The 19572-nt window shown below is 59.9% G+C and carries 18 protein-coding genes; 14 read left to right on the forward strand and 4 right to left on the reverse strand.

Annotated features, from left to right (window positions below; all coding sequences use genetic code 11):
- Window positions 1-133 precede the first annotated feature (133 nt).
- From GRX76_RS00200 to GRX76_RS00210, 3 genes are all read right to left on the reverse strand, one after another.
- Window positions 134-712 carry a YajG family lipoprotein gene (locus GRX76_RS00200; protein ID WP_160151448.1) on the reverse strand — a complete coding sequence of 193 codons (579 nt, stop codon included), beginning with the start codon at window positions 710-712 and terminating at the stop codon, window positions 134-136.
- A 116-nt stretch (window positions 713-828) separates the two neighbouring features.
- Window positions 829-1380: a copper chaperone PCu(A)C gene (locus tag GRX76_RS00205; protein ID WP_160151449.1), complete on the reverse strand. Its 552-nt coding sequence runs from the start codon at window positions 1378-1380 to the stop codon at window positions 829-831.
- Between the two features lie 47 nt (window positions 1381-1427).
- The gene (locus tag GRX76_RS00210; protein WP_201276870.1) at window positions 1428-2207 is read right to left on the reverse strand and encodes an N-acetylglucosaminyltransferase; all 780 of its coding nucleotides are present in this window, start codon (window positions 2205-2207) and stop codon (window positions 1428-1430) included.
- A gap of 291 nt (window positions 2208-2498) precedes the next feature.
- On the opposite strand from GRX76_RS00210, the gene GRX76_RS00215 reads away from it, so the two are divergent.
- The 12 genes from GRX76_RS00215 to coq7 all read left to right on the forward strand — a co-directional run bounded on the left by GRX76_RS00215 (window position 2499) and on the right by coq7 (window position 15630).
- The gene (locus GRX76_RS00215; RefSeq protein WP_160151450.1) at window positions 2499-4394 is read left to right on the forward strand and encodes a protein-disulfide reductase DsbD; all 1896 of its coding nucleotides are present in this window, start codon (window positions 2499-2501) and stop codon (window positions 4392-4394) included.
- Between the two features lie 339 nt (window positions 4395-4733).
- Window positions 4734-5168: a type II 3-dehydroquinate dehydratase gene (aroQ, locus tag GRX76_RS00220; RefSeq protein WP_160151451.1), complete on the forward strand. Its 435-nt coding sequence runs from the start codon at window positions 4734-4736 to the stop codon at window positions 5166-5168.
- Window positions 5169-5284: 116 nt separating this feature from the next.
- Window positions 5285-5761, forward strand: a complete 477-nt coding sequence (gene accB / locus GRX76_RS00225; RefSeq protein ID WP_160151452.1) for an acetyl-CoA carboxylase biotin carboxyl carrier protein — start codon at window positions 5285-5287, stop codon at window positions 5759-5761.
- Window positions 5762-5777: 16 nt separating this feature from the next.
- A complete protein-coding gene (gene accC, locus GRX76_RS00230) occupies window positions 5778-7121 on the forward strand; it encodes an acetyl-CoA carboxylase biotin carboxylase subunit (RefSeq protein WP_160151453.1) in 1344 nt (447 codons plus the stop codon).
- Between the two features lie 418 nt (window positions 7122-7539).
- The gene (gene prmA / locus GRX76_RS00235) at window positions 7540-8430 is read left to right on the forward strand and encodes a 50S ribosomal protein L11 methyltransferase (protein WP_160151454.1); all 891 of its coding nucleotides are present in this window, start codon (window positions 7540-7542) and stop codon (window positions 8428-8430) included.
- A gap of 231 nt (window positions 8431-8661) precedes the next feature.
- Window positions 8662-9984, forward strand: a complete 1323-nt coding sequence (locus GRX76_RS00240) for a DUF3426 domain-containing protein (protein WP_160154739.1) — start codon at window positions 8662-8664, stop codon at window positions 9982-9984.
- Between the two features lie 209 nt (window positions 9985-10193).
- The gene (dusB, locus tag GRX76_RS00245) at window positions 10194-11204 is read left to right on the forward strand and encodes a tRNA dihydrouridine synthase DusB (RefSeq protein ID WP_160151455.1); all 1011 of its coding nucleotides are present in this window, start codon (window positions 10194-10196) and stop codon (window positions 11202-11204) included.
- The gene (fis, locus tag GRX76_RS00250; protein WP_160151456.1) at window positions 11201-11506 is read left to right on the forward strand and encodes a DNA-binding transcriptional regulator Fis; all 306 of its coding nucleotides are present in this window, start codon (window positions 11201-11203) and stop codon (window positions 11504-11506) included. Before dusB ends, fis begins: the two co-directional genes overlap by 4 nt.
- 58 nt (window positions 11507-11564) lie before the next feature.
- The gene (locus tag GRX76_RS00255) at window positions 11565-11810 is read left to right on the forward strand and encodes a hypothetical protein (RefSeq protein WP_160151457.1); all 246 of its coding nucleotides are present in this window, start codon (window positions 11565-11567) and stop codon (window positions 11808-11810) included.
- Window positions 11803-13377, forward strand: coding sequence for a bifunctional phosphoribosylaminoimidazolecarboxamide formyltransferase/IMP cyclohydrolase (purH, locus tag GRX76_RS00260; protein ID WP_160151458.1), 1575 nt, complete (start codon window positions 11803-11805; stop codon window positions 13375-13377). The genes GRX76_RS00255 and purH overlap by 8 nt, the downstream gene beginning before the upstream one ends.
- A gap of 287 nt (window positions 13378-13664) precedes the next feature.
- A complete protein-coding gene (gene purD / locus GRX76_RS00265) occupies window positions 13665-14960 on the forward strand; it encodes a phosphoribosylamine--glycine ligase (protein WP_160151459.1) in 1296 nt (431 codons plus the stop codon).
- A 25-nt stretch (window positions 14961-14985) separates the two neighbouring features.
- Window positions 14986-15630 carry a 2-polyprenyl-3-methyl-6-methoxy-1,4-benzoquinone monooxygenase gene (coq7, locus tag GRX76_RS00270; RefSeq protein WP_160151460.1) on the forward strand — a complete coding sequence of 215 codons (645 nt, stop codon included), beginning with the start codon at window positions 14986-14988 and terminating at the stop codon, window positions 15628-15630.
- A gap of 98 nt (window positions 15631-15728) precedes the next feature.
- Here coq7 and GRX76_RS00275 read toward each other — a convergent pair whose 3' ends face one another.
- A complete protein-coding gene (locus GRX76_RS00275; protein ID WP_201276951.1) occupies window positions 15729-16136 on the reverse strand; it encodes an OsmC family protein in 408 nt (135 codons plus the stop codon).
- A 320-nt stretch (window positions 16137-16456) separates the two neighbouring features.
- Between GRX76_RS00275 and crp the strand changes: the two genes are divergently transcribed.
- On the forward strand, window positions 16457-17092 hold the full coding sequence (crp, locus tag GRX76_RS00280) for a cAMP-activated global transcriptional regulator CRP (protein WP_160151462.1): 636 nt from the start codon (window positions 16457-16459) through the stop codon (window positions 17090-17092).
- A gap of 276 nt (window positions 17093-17368) precedes the next feature.
- The gene (locus tag GRX76_RS00285) at window positions 17369-19519 is read left to right on the forward strand and encodes a transporter substrate-binding domain-containing protein (protein WP_236250485.1); all 2151 of its coding nucleotides are present in this window, start codon (window positions 17369-17371) and stop codon (window positions 19517-19519) included.
- Window positions 19520-19572: the final 53 nt, after the last annotated feature.

Below are 19572 nucleotides of genomic sequence, written 5' to 3' on the forward strand. Positions count from 1 at the left end.
CCGGCTTCTTTGGCGGCGCGGAAACCACCATTTGCGGTTCAGGGCTTAGCCCCCAACAACAATTGTGACCCGATTCACAGGTGCTGGTCTCATCTAAACCTGAAGCGCCTCTCTGGATAACAGGTTAACCGGATCAAAGGTGCTGGCGCAGAAAGGATTTGAGTTTTTCATCTTCAAACGCCCGCTGCAAAGTCGCACTCAGCAACTGGTTGATGGTGACCTCCACTTCCTCCCGGCTCGGTTTGATCAAATTGCGATCCTTGCCGCTGGTGCTGTAGTTGCCATAGAAAGTTGCACCTTTCACCATGACCTGCAACTGGATCGAGGCACCGGAATCAACTTTGGTCGTATACAGCTTGTTGGGGCTGTCGTAGCTGAGGTCCGTCAAGTTAGCGACCACCTGGACATCCCCCCCGGTTTCCACCCCGCGGAAGGACCAGGCTTCAAACCCCTGGTACAGCGCTGTCGCCATGGACTGTTCAATATCGTTCGCCAGGGTCACGTTCGAGGAATCCGCATAGATACCGCCAAGGGAGCCAAGGCCACCTCCCTGCAGCTGGTTGGCACCGCGAACATAAATGCTGTAGCCGGAACCAATATTGTCGGGCGCCACCTGGACCTGGGGCTTTACCACCACCTGTACCGGGCTGTGGGCGCACGCGGCCAGGATAACGGCAAGGCCGGTCACCAATATTGCGGTTAATTTCTTCATGATCCCCCTCCTGCATTGTTTGGGAAATGGGCGCAGACGCATCTCGCCCAACGGTTATTGGTTATCAAGCATCTCGAATTTTCGAGCACTCCTAGAGTGCATTTTGGCGCGAACGTTCAACCCTCGTGGTGATGATGATGCGCGTGCCCCGCGGCATCCGGAGCCGCCCGCGTGCCTGCAGCGCTGTCGTTCAGGCCCAGCACCGGCAACGCCAGTTGGATATTGGAGCCATCGGCAAACACCAGTTTCACCGGCAGTATTTCTCCCGCCCGCAGGGCCACGCCCTCAACCATCAGATGGGTAGCCCCGGGGCGCATTTCAACAGTGCCACTGCCCGGCAGGGTAATTTTTTCCAGTGCCCGCATCCGGCTTACCCCCGCGACGTCCAGCGTGTCGTGCATGGTCACGCGGCCCCGCGGATGCCCGGGCAACTCCACCCCGGTCAATTCCCGCGCTTTGCCCGAAAGATTCCGCAGCGTCACATAGGCCGCCCCCATGGGCGCCCCCGGAGGCATCTCCCGGGCAAAGCCGTTGGCCTCGATTTCTGCGGTAGCGGTAGCGGCCGCGAAGCCGCTCGCCAGCGCAAGCATCCACGCCAGTACCGACGCCAGCGCCACAGGCAACCCCGCAGCTCGGCGGTCATTACAAACCGTTTTCTCTCGCTTCATACATTCGCTCCCGCGGTGTCTTTACGACACCTGGCCCGGTGACAAGGTTATTGCATCTTTTGTAACAGTAATCGCGGAGGATTGCCGAGCTTTATATCACCCCGCACCCGGTAGCCGGGTACCGCCTGACGCAACTGGCCGTAAATCCAGCGGCCCTCGGCATCGGTGCGCGCCACAATCACCACCCGCAGCTGGTGTTGGCGGATGCGCTCGGCCGTGGCCGCCAGCATCTGCACCATGGATGCCGATTGTGCCGACAATTCAGCCGGAGGCAGCGCGACTGTCTGTGCCGCCGGACCATCGAGAGTGACATCCTCTCTGGCGCGACGCTGCTCCCGCTGCACCTGCGTGCGCACTTCTTTCGATAGCGGGTTCCCCGGCGCAATCTCATCCGCGGTATTCAGTAAACTGTTGGCCTGCCCAAAAGCGCGCTGGCGCAGGGCATCGCGCGCTCTGCCAACCAGATCCATCACCAGGGTCTGAACGCCCGCGGTCGCCTGAGTATTCCCCGGATCCAGCTGCAACACCTGCAGATAAAAGTCGTAGGCGCTCGCGCCTGCGGGCATGGTGATAAAGCCCTCGCGCTGGGCCACCTCGGCCCGCTGTAAAAAGTGCTGCACGGTACGACGCTTGATTTCCTCCGGGCTGGGACCCACCGGTTGCGGCGGGGGTGGGGGCGGTTGTGGCGACGCCGGTGGTGGCGTTGTTGATGCACAGCCTGCAAACAGCGTGAGCAGCAAGGCGCCGGCAACCAGCTTGGCAGTGCGCGCTGCCTGCAAAAAATGTCCGGAGCTGCTATCGGCGTTCGAATTTGCAATGGAGTTCACGTTTCTGATATCCGTCCTGATCGCTGTCTGATACCTGTCACCCTTGTGCCGAGTACCTATCAACGTAGTCCCGAGCAAGTGCCCTTCGACTGTTGTTTTTTTGTACCGCCACCACCGCTATACTGCCCGTTCACTGCAGGGGTGCCCCATCAAGGCCAAGCCGGCGGATCAATGCCGCCCCTTTTTGGAACGACCACTGACACAACCATTGGAAAGACCGCTGGATAAACCGGGAACAGCAGCCTGCAATTTCAGTCCAAGTGATCCCGACTATAAAGAATTTTGTTACCCATGACTGTGAAGACTTCTGGCCTGCGAGAAAAAAAATCACTGCCATTCCGGACGATTCTGGCGGCACAGCTCGCCGCGCTGTTTGCGCTGCTGCTGACCAGTTCAGCCCTGCTTGCGGCAGAAAAATCGCCTGTAGCCAGCGGCGGCTTCTCTGTTGCCAGCGCACAGTCTTCAGGCTTTGGCGCACTTGGCGGCGCCCAGGATGAATTCCTACCGGTCGACCAGGCCTACCAACTGGATTTCCTGTTTACTGACAGCGGCGCCAGCGCGCTGTTCCAAATTGCGCCCGAGTACTACCTGTATCGCGACAAGCTGCGCCTCTACAAGGTGGATGGCGAGCAGAAAACCGAGCTGCCGCTGACACTGGAAAAAGGCGAGGTTATCTGGGACGACTACTTCGAAAAAGACACCGAGGTCTACCGCTGGCAGCTGGAAGTTCCACTGCAACTGGATAGCGACAAACCGCTGCAAATTCAGGTGCACTACCAGGGCTGTGCGGATGCCGGCCTCTGCTACCCGCCACAGGTGCGGAATTTCCAGATTGATCCGGCAGGCCAGACCGCGGTGCCCCACGACGGCACCGGTCCGGGTGGGGCTAACAAGGTCCCGCTCAGCCAGGGCCCGCTCAGCCAGGCCCTGGAACGCAACGCACCCAATGGGGCTAGCAGTAGTCTGCTGCTGGCCATCCTATTGGCGTTTGGCGGCGGCCTTTTGTTGAACCTGATGCCCTGTGTCTTCCCGGTTTTGTCGATCAAGGCGCTGGCGATCACCCACGGCGGTGACCGCCAGCATCTGCACGGCTGGGCCTATACCGCCGGCACCGTCAGTACTTTTGTCCTGATCGCCGCCATCATGCTGCTGTTGCGCGCGGCCGGCGAGGCGGTGGGCTGGGGCTTCCAGCTGCAGTCCCCCGCGGTGGTTGCCGTGCTGGTCTACCTGTTTTTTGCCATGGGCCTCAGCCTGTCCGGCGTCACTGAGTTTGGTGGACGCTTGATGGGTCTCGGCGCTGGCAGCCAGGGCAAAGGCCTGGGCAGTTCCTTCAGCACCGGCGCTCTGGCCACGGTGGTGGCCAGCCCCTGCACTGCGCCCTTAATGGGCTCAGCTTTGGGCTTTGCCGTCACCCAGTCTGCACCTGTCGCCCTGTCCGTGTTCGCCGCACTCGGCGCCGGTATGGCGGCCCCCTTCCTGCTACTGACGTACCTGCCGACGCTGGCCCAGCGCCTGCCGCGCCCCGGTCCCTGGATGGAAAACCTCAAACAGCTGCTGGCCTTCCCCATGTATCTCACCGCTGTTTGGCTGCTGTGGGTGCTCGGGCGCCAAACCGGCAGCGACGGGGTAGCACTGGTACTCGCCGGCGCCGTCGCCATCGCCTTTGCCCTATGGCTGTGGCCAGGCCCACAGACCGCCAGCAACAAACCCTGGCTGCGCAGCGCCTTTGCCATCGCCGCCGTCGCCGGGGCGGCCTGGGTATTGCCGAACCTGGGTGCCAGCGGCACGCAAATGGCACAGACGCAAAAGAGCGGCTACTGGCAACCCTATTCACCGGAAGCCTTGCAGGCCGCCCGCAACGAGGGCCGCCCGGTACTCATCAACATGACCGCCGCCTGGTGCATTACCTGCCTGGCCAATGAAAAAGTGGTGCTCTCCAGCGACGCCGTGGTCGACGCCGTCGGCAACCTTGGCTTTACCGCGCTGAAGGGTGACTGGACCAACCAGGACCCGCAAATTACAGAATTGCTGTCCCGTTACGGGCGCTCCAGTGTGCCGCTCTATCTGCTTTACCCCGCCGGTGGCGGCGAAGCCCAGATACTGCCGCAGATTCTCACGCGTGACGGTCTTCTCGCCGCCATGCGCGATGCCAGCGGCAGCGAAGCCGTGGCCGGGGACAACGGGTAACGCCAGTTACCCGCACGGCCACCCGGCCCGGCCATCCAGGCCTGCATCCAACCAAGATCCCGACCCAGCCTTTGTAGCCAATCCATCAGGCGAATAAGCCAGCGCTTATAAAACTTTGCAGTAATATGGGCGGGAAATTCGCCGAACTGCGCGCAACTTCTCGATTTCCCACTTTGGGGCATGGACAGAGGGTCACTTTTGCGGCAAACTCGCGTCCAATTTCGGCAAATCAGCTGATTGACGCTGTTTTCCGGCAAGTTGAATGACTTTTCCCGGATTTTAGTCACATTTTCTTGCGCCCCTCCAATACGAAGAGTGAAGCATCGAGCGAGGCACCGAATGGCTAAACTGCTTTTGCTGCATGGGCCCAACCTGAACCTGCTGGGCACCCGCGAGCCGCAGATTTACGGCTCCACTACTCTGGAGCAGATTAATGAAGCCGCCCGCGCCCAGTGCGCCGAGGCCGGCTGCGAGTTTGACTGCCTGCAAAGCAACAGCGAAGCAGGGCTGGTAGAACGCATTCACCAGGCTTTTGCCGACAAAGTGGACTTTATTGTCATCAATCCGGCAGCTTACACCCATACCAGTGTCGCCCTGCGCGACGCCCTGGCGGGGGTGGCAATTCCCTTTATTGAAGTCCACCTCTCCAATCCCCACGCCCGCGAAAGCTTCCGCCACCATTCCTATTTATCGGATCTGGCCCTGGGCGTTGTCTGCGGATTTGGAGCAGATAGCTACACTTTGGCGCTACAGGCGGCCCTGAAGCGGCTTTAAACGCGACTTTAAAAGCGACGTTGAATCGATTTCGAAAGAATTTCATTTATGGGGGCCGTCCACGCCAAGCGCCGGCACCCTGACCACAAAATCACAAGATCAAGAGTGACACTGTTATGGATATCCGCAAGATCAAAAAACTGATTGAACTGCTCGAAGAGTCCGACATCGGCGAGCTGGAAATCAAAGAGGGCGAAGAGTCCGTGCGCATCAGCCGCGGCGTCAGCGGCGCTGCCGCCATGCAGGCACAACAAATGGCGATGCCGATGATGGCACCTGCGGCACCGGCCGCCGCACCTGTCGCTCCGGCAGCCCCCGCCGCCGCAGAAAGCAGTGCAGAATCTGTACCGGCCCTGACCGGCCACCCGGTGAAATCACCAATGGTGGGCACCTTCTACGCTGCCGCCAGCCCGGGCGCCGATCCTTTTGTGAAAGTTGGCCAACAGGTAAAAGTGGGCGACGTCATCTGCATCGTCGAAGCCATGAAGATGATGAACCAGATCGAAGCCGACAAAGCGGGCACCATCGCATCCATCCTGGTGGAAGACGGACAACCGGTAGAGTTCGACCAGCCGCTCGTGACCATTTCCTGAGCGGGGGCACCATTACATGTTTGAAAAAATCCTGATCGCCAACCGCGGCGAAATCGCGTTGCGCATCCTGCGCGCCTGTAAAGAGATGGGCATCGGCACCGTTGCCGTCCACTCGCAGATCGACCGCGATCTCAAGCACGTGCGTCTGGCAGACGAGGCCGTTTGTATCGGCCCCAACCCTTCGCCCCAGAGCTACCTGAACATTCCCGCCATTATTTCGGCGATGGAAATCACCGACTCGGTAGCGGTACACCCGGGTTACGGTTTCCTGGCGGAAAACGCTGACTTTGCCGAGCAGGTACAGAAAAGCGGCTTCACCTTCATCGGCCCCGACGCCGATACCATTCGCCTGATGGGCGACAAGGTATCCGCCATCGCCGCGATGAAAAAAGCAGGCGTGCCGACAGTACCCGGTTCAGACGGCCCACTGCCCGCCGACGGCGAAAAGTGCCTGGAGATTGCCCGCCGAATCGGCCTGCCGGTGATCATCAAGGCCGCCGCCGGTGGTGGTGGTCGCGGCATGCGCGTGGTGCACAGTGAAGGCGCCCTGCTGAACGCCATCTCGGTGACCAAATCCGAAGCCGGTGCCGCCTTCGGCGACAGCACCGTGTATATGGAAAAATTCCTGCAGAACCCACGCCACGTGGAAATCCAGGTGATGTCCGACGGCCAGGGTAATGCGGTGCACTTCGGTGACCGCGACTGCTCCCTGCAGCGTCGACACCAGAAGGTCCTGGAAGAGGCCCCGGCCCCGGGCATTCCGGACGACGTACGCAAAGGTGTGCAGGATGCCTGTGTTCAGGCCTGTATCGATATCGGCTACCGCGGTGCCGGCACTTTCGAATTCCTGTATGAAGACGAGCGTTTCTATTTCATTGAAATGAACACCCGTATTCAGGTGGAGCACCCGGTATCCGAAATGGTGACCGGCGTGGACCTGATCAAGGAACAGATCCGCGTGTGCGCGGGTGAGAAGCTGTCGTTCAAGCAGGAAGACATCAAGATCACCGGCCACGCGTTCGAGTGCCGTATCAACGCCGAAGACCCGAAGAACTTTTTCCCCAGCCCCGGCAAGGTAGAAAACTACCACGCCCCTGGCGGCCTCGGTGTACGCGTGGACTCTCACCTCTACTCCGGCTACACCGTCCCGGCGAACTACGACTCGATGATTGCCAAGATCATCACTTACGCCGAAGACCGCGAAACCGCGCTGGCGCGGATGCGAGTGGCGCTGAGCGAAACCATCATCACCGGTATCAAGACCAATATTCCGCTACAGGAAGAACTGGTCCGCGATGCGGAATTCGCTAAAGGTGGGGTGAATATCCACTATCTCGAGAAGAAGCTGGGTCTCGAATAAGCCCTCGGCACTGTGTATCCCAACCTGAAGGTATGCAGTTCTGTCCCACCACCGTGGCGGGGCAGCACCGGGTATCGGTTTTCAAAACCGAGCTGGGCGCCCCCCAGTGAATACATCCCTGTACGCTGCGTCGGCGACGTCCCTGTCGCCGACGCTTTTGAAAACCGATACCCGGCACTTCCCCTTTAGCCCGACCTTTCTTACCCTGTAAGCCAATTTCCGCACTACCCAAGTAGCACCGCAGTCCGAATCGAAGGTGCTGCCCCCGGTAAGGCTTTGCGGGACCGTCTGCGGCCAGGACGGCCGCAGTCGAGCCCCCATGGATGGGTTCACGGCGTGTCCCGCAAAGCCTTACCGGGGGCAGCAGCGCCTCAGGACTTCGGGAAAACTTAAACCACCGAACTTCGGATTACACTCAATGCCCTGGCTCCAACTCCGCGTAAACACCAATCGAGAACAGGCAGGCAAAATCGAAGATGCCCTGCTGTTCGCCGGTGCCGTCTCCGTCACCCTGCAAGACAATGCCGACCAGCCCATTCTAGAGCCGGGCCTCGGCGAAACGCCTCTGTGGGACGAGACCCTCGTCACCGGCCTCTTCGACGCCGAAGTTGACACCAACATCGCCGAAGCCAAAGCCGCCTCCCACCTCTGCGAACTGCTCCCCAACGCCCGCTGGGAACAGCTTGAAGACAAAGACTGGGAGCGGGAATGGATGAGCCACTACAAACCCATCCAGTGCGCCGACAACCTCTGGATCTGCCCCAGCTGGTGCGAACCGCCGGAACCCAACGCCGTCAACCTGCTGCTGGACCCCGGCCTCGCCTTCGGCACCGGCACCCACCCCACCACCTTTCTGTGCCTGCAATGGCTCGCCAGCGAACCCGTCAGCGGCAAAACCGCCATCGACTACGGCTGCGGCTCCGGCATCCTCGGCATCGCCGCCCTACTACTCGGCGCTGAAAGTGCCCTCGGCACCGACATCGACCCCCAGGCCCTGATCGCCAGTCGCGACAATGCCAAACGCAACGGCATAGACCCGGATCGCTTCCCGGTATACCTTCCGGAGAAAACACCGCCCGCCAGTGAAGCCAGCGCCGATCTGATGCTGGCCAATATCCTCGCCGGCCCCCTGGTAGAACTCGCACCGCAACTGATAGAACGCACCCGGGTCGGCGGCCGCATCTGCCTGTCCGGCATCCTCTCCAGCCAGGCAGACAAAGTGAAGGCGGCTTACAGCCAGTGGATTGATTTTGAATCGGACGGTATGAAAGAAGACTGGGTTCGCCTCAGCGGTACACGAATCAGATAACCCCCTGAAGCCAAATGCTAAGGCGCTGATGCCGATGGTCCTTTGCGGGACCGTCTGCGGCCAGGACGGCCGCAGCCGAGCCCCCATGGATGGGTTTACGGCGTGTCCCGCAAAGGACCATCGGCATCAGCGACGCCACTGTGCTCACCCTTAAGCTCCCAAACGTAGGCACTACGCCAAACTCCACCAGACTGATAAACTTCCCCGCCAAAGCAATAATCGTCGAAATCCATGTCGCAACTGGTCACCCGCTGCCCCCACTGCAGCACCTCATTCCACGTCAGTGAAGATCAGCTTCGCGCCGCTCGCGGTGCCGTGCGCTGTGGCTCCTGCCTGCAAGTCTTTCGCGCCGATGAAAACATCGTATTCAACGAGGATGACCCGCAGCCAGCGAGCAAGAAAGCCATTGAAGAACTGCTGGAAGACGACGACTTTCTGATCCACGACGATATTGACCTGGAAGGTGACGACTCCGCCGAAAGTATTTCCGACGAAATCGCCCCCGCCCGCAAGGCCAGTGGCGACAAAGCGCAGGGAGCGCCGGCCACGGAGAACCGCGCCCGCCAGAGCCCGCTGATCGATGACGCTTTTGGCGAGCAGCAGTGGCAGGAGCTGGATAACAAAGACGCCCAGCAAGACCTGGACCTGGGTATCGGCGAAGACCTGGAAGCTGCCAGCGAGGATCCCTGGGCTGAAGAGATCGCCCGGGAGGAATCCAGTGGTGTAGACAGCTGGGACCAGTCCCCCAGTACCCAGACGGACTTTGATGAGCCCGCAGCAGCCCGCGACGAATTTAGCTTCACCGACGACCTGGGACTACCCCAGGCACCAGAAGATGACCCTTTTATCCTGCCGGACGATATCGACGCGCACGAGGACCTCGAGCGCTTTTCCGACAACGGCCCCCTAACCGGGGCAAGTGCGACGCACCAGAAGCCGCGCAGCCTGCCGGACGATCACGACGATCATATCGACCCCCGGCAACGCGACCAGGCCCCACTGCTCCCCAGAGACCAGCTGATTTCCGCCATAGGTCCGGCGCCCATCGAAGTGAACTGGCAGCCCCGGCGACACAACCGGGTGCCAGCCTGGCTGTGGACACTCGGCAGCGTACTTTTAATGCTGACACTGGCAGCCCAGGTCGCCTACTTCCGTTTCGACACCCTGAGCAAGCGCGACCCCTGGCGCGGTATCTATGCGCAACTGTGTCCGCTACTGGGGTGCAAACTGCCGGCACAGGTGGACATCAATGCCATTCATACCGCCAACCTGGTGGTGCGCAGCCACCCCTCCATTCCCGGCGCGCTGGCGGTGGAGGCGGTACTACTGAACCGGGCACCCTTTGACCAGCCTTTCCCGGCACTACAGCTGCGCTTTACCGACCTGAAGAACGCCCCTGTCGCCAGCCGTCGTTTCCAGCCTCAGGAATACCTCAAGGGCGAGCTTTCCGGGCGCCAGCTGATGCCCAGCGGCAACCCGGTACATATCGCCCTCGATATTGTCGACCCGGGCGAGGACGCCGTGAACTATGAGCTGCGCATCGCGAAGCAGTAGGCAGTAAAGAACCCTGCGCGGCGTAATAATCTTCGTGTTACTGCACAAACTTCGCCCTAAACGGCCAGCCATCGAACAATTTGCGCGCTTTTTCGCTTTTCCAGCGGCCGACCAGCCGCTATTATAGGCCGCTCTTCAGACACCCTATTTGCCCTCGCGGGGATCGAAAGCAAGATCCCCGGCAGGAATTAACCCGCGGGAGGGCGCAGTTGCCCACGGAATTGCCAAGCAGCTTCGCCATAGGCCCCTATAACATCGGTGCGCCAGTCATACTGGCGCCCATGGCCGGCGTTACTGATCGCCCCTTCCGCCAACTGTGCCGCGAACTCGGTGCAGGCCTGGTGGTGTCGGAAATGGTTACCTCTGACACCAGCCTGTGGGACAGCCGCAAATCGCGAATGCGCCTGGATCATAGCGGAGAAGCCGGCCCCATCTCCGTTCAGATTGCCGGTGGCGATCCACAGATGATGGCCGAAGCTGCACAGGCAAATGTTGAGCGCGGCGCCCAGATCATAGACATCAATATGGGCTGCCCGGCAAAGAAGGTGTGCAAAAAAGCGGCGGGCTCTGCCCTGCTGCGCGACGAAAAACTGGTCGCCGACATTCTGGAATCGGTGGTGCAATCCGTCTCAGTACCGGTAACGCTGAAAATTCGTACCGGCTGGTGTCCGGATTCCCGCAACGGAGTGACGGTGGCCAAAATGGCCGAAGATCTCGGGATCACTGCCCTGGCGGTTCACGGACGCACCCGCGCCTGTGGCTACCATGGTCAGGCCGAATTCGATACCATTGCCGAGATTGTGTCTGCGGTAAAGATTCCGGTCTTTGCCAACGGCGATATCACCGGCGCGGAAAAGGCCCGCAAGGTGTTGGACTACACCGGCGCCAGGGCGGTCATGATTGGCCGTGCGGCTCAGGGACGTCCATGGATTTTCCGGGAGATTGCTCACTTCCTCGCAACGGGAGAGCAGCTACCGGAGCCATCACTGGAAGAAGTCAGGGACATATTGCTTACTCACTTGAGTGAGCTACATCGTTTTTATGGTGAGGTTATGGGGGTACGCATCGCCCGCAAACACGTGGGTTGGTACGTAAAAACACTCGCCGACAGCGAGTCCTTTCGCAAGACCTTTAACCAAATTGATAGCGCAGAAGCACAACATGCCAGCGTTCGTGAGTGGTTTGAACGCCGAATAACTAGAGGGGCAAAAGCGGCATGAATAATGAAGCACTGATTCCGGATGCCAGTGATGTGGCATCCACCGGGGGCCAGACACAACTACAACAACCGCAGCAGCAGTCACTGCGCGATGCGGTTGAGCAGGCGATGGAAAACTACTTCCGTCACCTGGACGGCCAGATGGTGACTGAAGTCTACGACATGGTTCTGTCCGAGATTGAAGCACCGATGCTGGAAGTGGTAATGAAACACACCCGCCACAACCAGACACGCGCCGCGCAAATGCTGGGCCTCAACCGGGGAACCCTGCGTAAAAAGCTCAAGCGCTACGGTCTGCTGTAAGGCAGCCCACCGCTACCGGCAGACATAAGCCGGAGCGGTAAAAATTCGATGAGGGGGGATGGGTTTTACCCATCCCCCCTCGCTATTTTCTGTTTATGATGAATTGGATCGGTCCGGCCGCTTCAACGCGGCGCCTTCGGCCCATGCCCAATTCATCGTCGCCCCCAAAATGCTGGCGCAGATGTGTGAATCTACTGACATTTTGGGGGCTCGCGCCGGCCTCCGGCCGCGGCGGCACCTGTTTGTCATGCATGTGCCGCAAATGCTCTTTTTTAACTTCAGATGGATGATGCAATATGACTGACAAGGTGGCCGTTCGCCGCGCGCTGATCAGCGTTTCTGACAAAACCGGCATTGTGGAATTTGCCCGCGAGCTCTCTGAAATGGGTGTGGAGATCCTCTCCACCGGCGGCACCTACCGCCAGCTGGGCGAAGCCGGTATCCCGGTAGTGGAAGTTTCCGACTACACAGGCTTCCCGGAAATGATGGACGGCCGCGTCAAAACCCTGCATCCGAAAGTGCACGGCGGCATCCTTGGCCGTCGCGGCAAAGACGACGCGGTAATGAGTGAACACGGCATCAAGCCCATCGACATGGTCGTGGTCAATCTCTACCCCTTCAAGGCCACCGTCGCCGACCCTAACTGCGACCTGCCCACCGCCATCGAAAACATCGACATCGGCGGCCCCACCATGGTCCGCTCCGCCGCCAAGAATCACAAAGACGTCGCCATCGTGGTCAACGCCCACAGCTACGACACCGTGATCGAGGAAATGAAAGCCAACGACGGCCAGCTGGGTTACGAAACCCGCTACGACCTGATGGTGCAGGCATTCGAACATACCGCGCAGTACGACGGCATGATCGCCAACCACTTCGGCGCGCGTAACACCAGCAACGAAGCCCGCGAGTTCCCCAACACCTTCAACGTGCAGTTCGAAAAAGCCCAGGACATGCGCTACGGTGAGAACCCGCATCAAAAGGCGGCCTTCTACGTGGAAGCTGACGCGGAAGAAGCCTCCGTCTCCACCGCCAGCCAGCTGCAGGGCAAGGAACTCTCCTTCAACAACGTCGCCGACACCGACGCCGCGCTGGAAACCGTCAAACTGTTCGACGAACCCGCCTGCGTCATCGTCAAACACGCCAACCCCTGCGGTGTCGCCGTAGCCGCGGACATCAAGACCGCCTACGAACTGGCCTTCGCCACCGACCCGGAATCCGCCTTCGGCGGCATCATCGCCTTCAACCGTGAACTGGACGCCGAAACCGCCCAGCTGATCGTCGACAAGCAGTTCTCCGAAGTCATCATCGCCCCCAAAGTCTCCGAAGGTGCGGCAAAAGCGGTCTCCGCCAAACAGAACGTGCGCCTGCTGGAATGTGGCGAATGGGGCAGCGAAAGCCCGACAGCGTTCGACTTCAAACGCGTCACTGGTGGCCTGCTGATCCAGGAAAAAGACAACGGCATGGTCGCCAAGGAAGACCTCAAAGTGGTCACCAAGGTGCAACCGTCTGACGAGCAAATGGACGAACTGCTGTTCGCCTGGAAAGTGGCCAAGATGGTCAAATCCAACGCCATCATCTACGCCAAAGACGGCCGCACCATCGGCGTCGGCGCCGGCCAGATGAGCCGCGTCAACTCCGCGCGTATCGCCGCCATCAAGGCCGAACACGCAGGCCTCGAAGTCAAAGGCGCCGTCATGGCATCAGACGCCTTCTTCCCCTTCCGCGACGGCATCGACAACGCCGCCAAGGTCGGCATCAGCGCCGTGATCCAGCCCGGCGGCTCCGTGCGCGACGAGGAAGTGATCGCCGCTGCCGACGAGCACGGTATGGCGATGGTGTTTACCGGCATGCGCCACTTCCGTCACTAAGCGCAAATTAATACGACTACCGACACGGGTACGTAATATTCCCGCGTTATACGGGAAGGTTCTGGAGCTGGTGCCCCTTTCCGAGACCGTCTGCGGCCAGGACGGCCGCAGCCGAGCCCCCATGGATGGGTTCACGGCGTGTCTCGGAAAGGGGCACCAGCTTCAGAACCGCCACAGGACTGGCAACGAAGCGCTCTTAACTACCTCCCAAACCAGTCTCTACCCGGCAACCCAGCGCAAAATGCTAAACTAGCCCACCTAAATAACAGGCACGGGGAAACTCAAGAATGAATATCCTGGTAATCGGCTCTGGTGGCCGCGAACACGCACTGGCCTGGAAGGCCGCCCAAAACCCCGCCGTAGACACCGTCTTCGTCGCACCGGGCAACGCCGGCACCGCCCGCGAACCCAAACTCCAGAACGTCAACATCGGCGTCGACAACTTCTCCGCCCTGTCTGACCTGGTCGAAGAAAAAGGCATCAACCTCACCATCGTCGGCCCCGAAGTCCCCCTCGTTGCCGGCATCGTCGACTTCTTCAACGCCCGCGGCCACAACATCTTCGGCCCAGAAAAAGCCGCCGCCCAGCTCGAAGGCTCCAAAGCCTTCACCAAAGACTTCCTCGAGCGTCACGCCATCCCCACCGCCGCCTACCAGAACTTCACCGAAGTCGAACCGGCCATCGAATACGTGCGTGCACAGGGCGCCCCCATCGTCGTCAAAGCTGACGGCCTTGCCGCCGGTAAAGGCGTCATCGTCGCCGAAACTGTGGAACAGGCCGAGTTGGCCGTGCGCGATATGCTCAGCGGCAATGCCTTCGGCGACGCCGGCTGCCGCGTGGTCATCGAAGAATTCCTCACCGGCGAAGAAGCCAGTTTCATCGTCATGGTCGACGGCGAAAACATCCTGCCCATGGCCACCAGCCAGGACCACAAGCGCGTTGGCGACGGCGACACCGGTCCCAACACCGGCGGTATGGGCGCCTACTCCCCGGCACCCGTAGTCACCCCGGATGTCCACGCCCGTGTGATGAAAGAAGTCATCGAGCCCACCGTGAAAGGCCTGGCTTCCGAAGGCATGCCCTACACCGGCTTCCTCTACGCCGGCCTGATGATCAACGAAGAAGGCGCACCCAAGGTTATCGAGTACAACTGCCGCTTCGGTGACCCGGAAACCCAGCCGATCATGATGCGCCTCAAGTCCGACCTGGTAGAGCTGTGTATGGCCGCCATCGAAAAGCGCCTGGACAAGGTGGAAGTGGAGTGGGACACGCGCCCGGCCCTGGGTGTGGTATTGGCCGCAAACGGTTACCCGGGCAGCTATCGCAAAGGCGATGCCATTAACGGACTCGACAAGGCCGACAGCGAAAATGCCAAGATTTTCCACGCCGGCACCGCCCTGGACGGCGAGCGTGTTGTGACCAGCGGCGGCCGTGTGCTCTGCGCCACTGCACTGGGAGACACCGTGGCGGAAGCCAAAGAAAACGCCTACCAGTGCGCCCGCAATATCCACTGGGAAGGCGTTTTTTACCGCAAGGATATCGGCTACCGCGCGGTCGAGCGCGAGCAGTCTGAAGAGGCCTGATGGCCTCATCGGTGGGAGAATTGCCATGAGCCAACGCCAACTGACCGGACTGGACCGCCTGCTGCTGCAGGCGGATCGCGCCCTGCGCACCCTGAGCCCGGGATCGCCCTGCCACGAGCGCCCGTCACCAGCCAAATCCGCAGACGAGGCCGAGCTGTCGGACGCCGAGCGCCGCCATGCGGCGGGGCTGATGCGGGTCAATCACAGCGGTGAAGTCTGCGCCCAGGCGCTGTATCAGGGCCAGGCGCTGACGGCCAAGCTGCCGCAGGTACGGGCGGAAATGGAACATGCGGCAGATGAGGAGATCGACCACCTGGCCTGGTGTGAGCAGCGTTTGCAGGAGCTCGACAGCCGCCCCAGCCTGCTGAATCCGCTGTGGTACGGCCTTTCCTTCGGGATTGGTGCGACCGCCGGCAAGATCAGTGACAAGGTCAGCCTAGGGTTTGTGGCCGCGACCGAAGAGCAGGTGTGCAAGCACCTGGAAGATCACCTCCAGCGTTTACCCGCTCAGGATCAACGCAGTCGCGCGGTGGTCGAGCAGATGCTGGTGGACGAAGCCAAGCACCAGCACGCGGCGCTGGATGCCGGTGGCGCGCGCTTTCCCGGCCCGGTCAAGGGACTGATGACGATGGTGTCCAAGGCGATGACGTCTGTCACTTACCGGGTCTAGTCGCAGCCCCTGGGTATTTCTCGCCAATAAAAAACCCCGGTTCTCGACGAGACCCGGGGTTTTTTATTTTTCCGGCTGAACCAGCTAACAAGTCCGATTCACACCTCTTCAATCCGGTAGCTGTGGACGATTTCCACCCCGGATTTGCCCAGCATGATGGATGCCGAGCAGTACTTCTCCGCGGACAGTTCCACCGCGCGCGCCACCTGCGCCTCTTTGATATTCCGCCCACGCACCACAAATTCCATCTCGATCTTTTCAAACGGTGCCGGAACCGCATCGGGGCGGTGACCCTTGAGTTCAACGTGACAGCTGACCAGATCCTGGCGCGCCTTCTGCAGAATGCCTACCACGTCGTAGGAAGCGCAGCCGCCCACCCCCAGCAGAATCATTTCCATCGGGCGGATACCGTTGTTCTTTTGGCCACCTTCCATGACCACCGAATTGCCACTGCCGGACTCACCGACAAAAGTGACACCGTTCACCCAGGTCACCTGACCCTGCATAACACCCGCCATGGAATAATCTCCTTCAAAATGGATGGGGGCCGGGAGCTTATCACATGGGAACCCCAGTTCCGCAGCACCCCGGTATGGAATTACTCTGTAGCGGCTCACAAACCAAAGTAAGCCTTTACTCACGGCGGTTGTCAGCACAGTCCACAACCGCTATAAACAACACCCAGTCCCAGCCCTTTGCAAATAGTGGCCCAGATCACATTGCGAAGCATTGCCGCGCCCTGCCCCTGTCGGCACCGGTCTTTTAGCGGGATAATCGTCCTCTTACCCGGGATCAGGCACAAAAATTCAAGAAAAGGAGTAGATCCGTGACGGTCGCTACCGAAGAAACTCTGACTACTGGCAATATCGAAGACTTCCTCGCTCACTGCCACCGCCGCCGTTACCCGGCCAAGAGCACCATCATTTATGCCGGTGACCGCTGCGAGTCCCTCTACTTCATTATGCGCGGCTCGGTAACCGTACTGATCGAAGATGACGAAGGCCGCGAGATGATCGTTGCCTACCTGAACGACGGCGACTTCTTCGGCGAGATGGGCCTGTTTGACCAGGACACCCGCAGCGCCTGGGTGCGCACCAAGACCGAGTGTGAAGTCGCAGAAATTTCCTACAGCAAATTCCAGGAACTGACCCGTCAACACCCGGAATTCCTGTTCAACCTGGCCACCCAGATGGCCCTGCGTCTGCGCAACACTACCCGCAAGGTGGGAGACTTGGCGTTCCTCGACGTGACCGGCCGTGTGGCCCGCACCCTGCTGGACCTGTGTAACGAGCCGGACGCAATGACCCATCCGGAAGGTATGCAGATCAAGATCACCCGCCAGGAAATCGGTCGTATTGTCGGCTGCTCCCGGGAGATGGTGGGCCGGGTTCTGAAAACCCTGGAAGAACAGGGCCTGGTCTCGGTGAAGGGAAAAACCATGGTGGTATTCGGCACTCGCTGATTCCACGGTTGAGCGGGGCCGCTTCACGCGCCCTGCTCGCCCCCCTCTTTCCATCCCTGCAGTACCCTTTGCTCCCCTACCCCAGTCCCGACCCAAGCAATCACAACTGCGCACTTTGCCGCGAGTACCACACGGCCCCGGCGCTAATTCCACTGCACTGATTCATCCACTGCGACACTAATATTTCGCTATATAAATGCGAGGTATCGGCCTATGCGCAGTTGTTGCCGGATAACTCAGCGATGCAACAGACTATCTTTTAGCGCGATCATTTTTTTGATCGTTACTGTGTTGTTAGTGATCGCCTGTGGAAAACAGGATCCACAAAACGCGACCAGAAACTCGAGCACAGTCCCACCTGCCAGCTCACCGGCACCGATTCCGGCCACCTATATCGAAACAGGTGATCTGGAGGCGATAAAGAAGCGCGGCATTATTCGCTTCGTCAACCTGTCCGGCCCTGCTGGTGAAAACCTGCTGCCCAGAGACAGCATCGTCACCCTGAGAAGCGTTGAGCTCGCCAACAAGCTGGCCACAAAGCTCAAGCTGGAGCCGCTGTGGATCAAAGCAGAAACACCACAGCAGGCGCTTGAGATGGTGAAATCCGGCAAAGCCGATATCGCGGCCTACTCCTTCACGGATAACGAGGCCCGGCGAAAGCTGGTCGACTTTACCGTGCCCCTGATGCAATCCCGACAAAAGCTGATGACCAGCACAAATGGGCCAGACATCAGTGACCCGAAGTTACTGCGCAATGTGGAGCTGATCGCCCAAGCGGAATCCGCCTACGTCGACACGGCGCGCCGCCTGGTGGCGGAGTATCCGCAAGCCAACCTGAGCATCATCCAACCTATCGTGTACGAAGACCGGGATGCGCTCGTGGATCTGCTGAATGAAAAGAGCAACCGGGTCGCGATTCTCGATGACTACATCACCGATAACATGGACAGCTACCGGAAGGATGTGCGTATCGGCGCTGCCGTCACCGAGCCGGACAACATAGCCTGGGCAGTACGCAAGGATTCAAAGCACCTGCTAACGCGGGTGAATAACTTCCTGACCAGAAACCTGGCTCAGCCGCCGGACGACCGGATTGCAGACTGGAAAGAAATCAAGAAGTCCGGTGTTGTCCGCTTTCTGACCTACAACCGCCCCTCAGTCTATTACCTTTGGAAAGGCGTGCTGATGGGGTTTGACTATGACCTGGCCAAGGCCTTTGCCGAACAGCACAATTTGCAATTGCAGATCATTGTGGTGCCCTACGACGAAACCCTGATCGACTGGCTGAAAGCCGGGCGCGGGGATTTTGCCGGTGCGGTGAAAAACATTACCCAGGAGCGCATCGACCAGGGCATCGTTTTTACCACTTCTTACCGGGAAACCCCGGAGCAGGTGGTCAGCAGCCAGAAGAGACCGGCCATTGAAAAGGTACAGGACCTTGCGGGCCGCACCCTGACCTTACGTGCGTTTTCCCCGTTCATCGCCACAGCGCGCGCCCTCCAACGAAGCGGTATTGATGTTGCCGTGGAAATTGCTCCACCGCAGGTATCCATCGCGGAAATTGTCAGTGAGATATCCGAAGGAAAACTCGATGCGACCATCGTCGACAACGATGATGTGGTGATGGCCGCGTCTTTGCGACCTGACCTGAGACCCGGCACGCTGGTAAGCGACCCGCGTCCGCAAGGCTGGATGCTGATGCCCCAGAACCAGGAACTGCTCAAGCAACTCAATAAATTCCTCACCAAGTACCGCAAGAGCGATCAGTACCAACAGAAGATTGCCGCCTACTTCCAGCCCAACAAACGCTTCACCCAGCGGGTCGCTGCGCGCGTTATTCCGGGTGAGGACCTGTCCCCCTTCGACACCCTGGTCAAGGGGCAGTCACTGGAATACAACTTCGACTGGCGCCTGGTAGTGGCGCAGATGTGGCAGGAGAGCAACTTCAACCCCAATGCGGTGTCACCGGTTGGCGCCCAGGGCCTGCTGCAGGTGATGCCGCTGACGGCGGAAGACATGGGCTTCCCTCCGCCGCTGTTCGACCCGGATCGCAATATTCAGGCAGGTATCAAGTATCTGAATTGGGTGCGCGACCGCTTTGAACCCAACCTGCCGGCCATCGAGAAGCTCTGGTTCACCCTCGCCTCCTACAACGCCGGCTACGGCCACTTGCTGGATGCCCGCCGGCTGGCAAAAGAGCTCGAGCTGGACCCCAATGTCTGGTTTGGCAATGTCGAAGAGGCCATGCTGAAGCTGTCCGAGCCCAAATACTTCCAGAATGCTCGCTACGGCTATGTACGAGGCGCTGAGCCGGCACAATATGTGCGCAACATCAGCCAGCTGTACAAGGCCTATACCGGCGTCGCCACCGGTGATACAGGTATGCCGGCACCGCTGCTCAGCCCCATACGCTCACAGCCCCCATAAAAAAACCGGGCGCAAGCCCGGTTTTCAGTTATTACGTGCGCCTCCCTGCGCAG

It is taken from the genome of Microbulbifer sp. ALW1, assembly GCF_009903625.1.
Classification (GTDB): Bacteria; Pseudomonadota; Gammaproteobacteria; order Pseudomonadales; family Cellvibrionaceae; genus Microbulbifer.

Bases quoted from the DNA above. Each gene is read 5' to 3' on its own strand.
- GRX76_RS00200 (WP_160151448.1), bottom strand. From the start codon at position 712: ATGAAGAAATTAACCGCAATATTGGTGACCGGCCTTGCCGTTATCCTG.
- GRX76_RS00205 (WP_160151449.1), bottom strand. From the start codon at position 1,380: ATGAAGCGAGAGAAAACGGTTTGTAATGACCGCCGAGCTGCGGGGTTG.
- GRX76_RS00215 (WP_160151450.1), top strand. From the start codon at position 2,499: ATGACTGTGAAGACTTCTGGCCTGCGAGAAAAAAAATCACTGCCATTC.
- aroQ (WP_160151451.1), top strand. From the start codon at position 4,734: ATGGCTAAACTGCTTTTGCTGCATGGGCCCAACCTGAACCTGCTGGGC.
- accB (WP_160151452.1), top strand. From the start codon at position 5,285: ATGGATATCCGCAAGATCAAAAAACTGATTGAACTGCTCGAAGAGTCC.
- accC (WP_160151453.1), top strand. From the start codon at position 5,778: ATGTTTGAAAAAATCCTGATCGCCAACCGCGGCGAAATCGCGTTGCGC.
- prmA (WP_160151454.1), top strand. From the start codon at position 7,540: ATGCCCTGGCTCCAACTCCGCGTAAACACCAATCGAGAACAGGCAGGC.
- GRX76_RS00240 (WP_160154739.1), top strand. From the start codon at position 8,662: ATGTCGCAACTGGTCACCCGCTGCCCCCACTGCAGCACCTCATTCCAC.
- fis (WP_160151456.1), top strand. From the start codon at position 11,201: ATGAATAATGAAGCACTGATTCCGGATGCCAGTGATGTGGCATCCACC.
- GRX76_RS00255 (WP_160151457.1), top strand. From the start codon at position 11,565: ATGGGTTTTACCCATCCCCCCTCGCTATTTTCTGTTTATGATGAATTG.
- purH (WP_160151458.1), top strand. From the start codon at position 11,803: ATGACTGACAAGGTGGCCGTTCGCCGCGCGCTGATCAGCGTTTCTGAC.
- purD (WP_160151459.1), top strand. From the start codon at position 13,665: ATGAATATCCTGGTAATCGGCTCTGGTGGCCGCGAACACGCACTGGCC.
- coq7 (WP_160151460.1), top strand. From the start codon at position 14,986: ATGAGCCAACGCCAACTGACCGGACTGGACCGCCTGCTGCTGCAGGCG.
- GRX76_RS00275 (WP_201276951.1), bottom strand. From the start codon at position 16,136: ATGCAGGGTCAGGTGACCTGGGTGAACGGTGTCACTTTTGTCGGTGAG.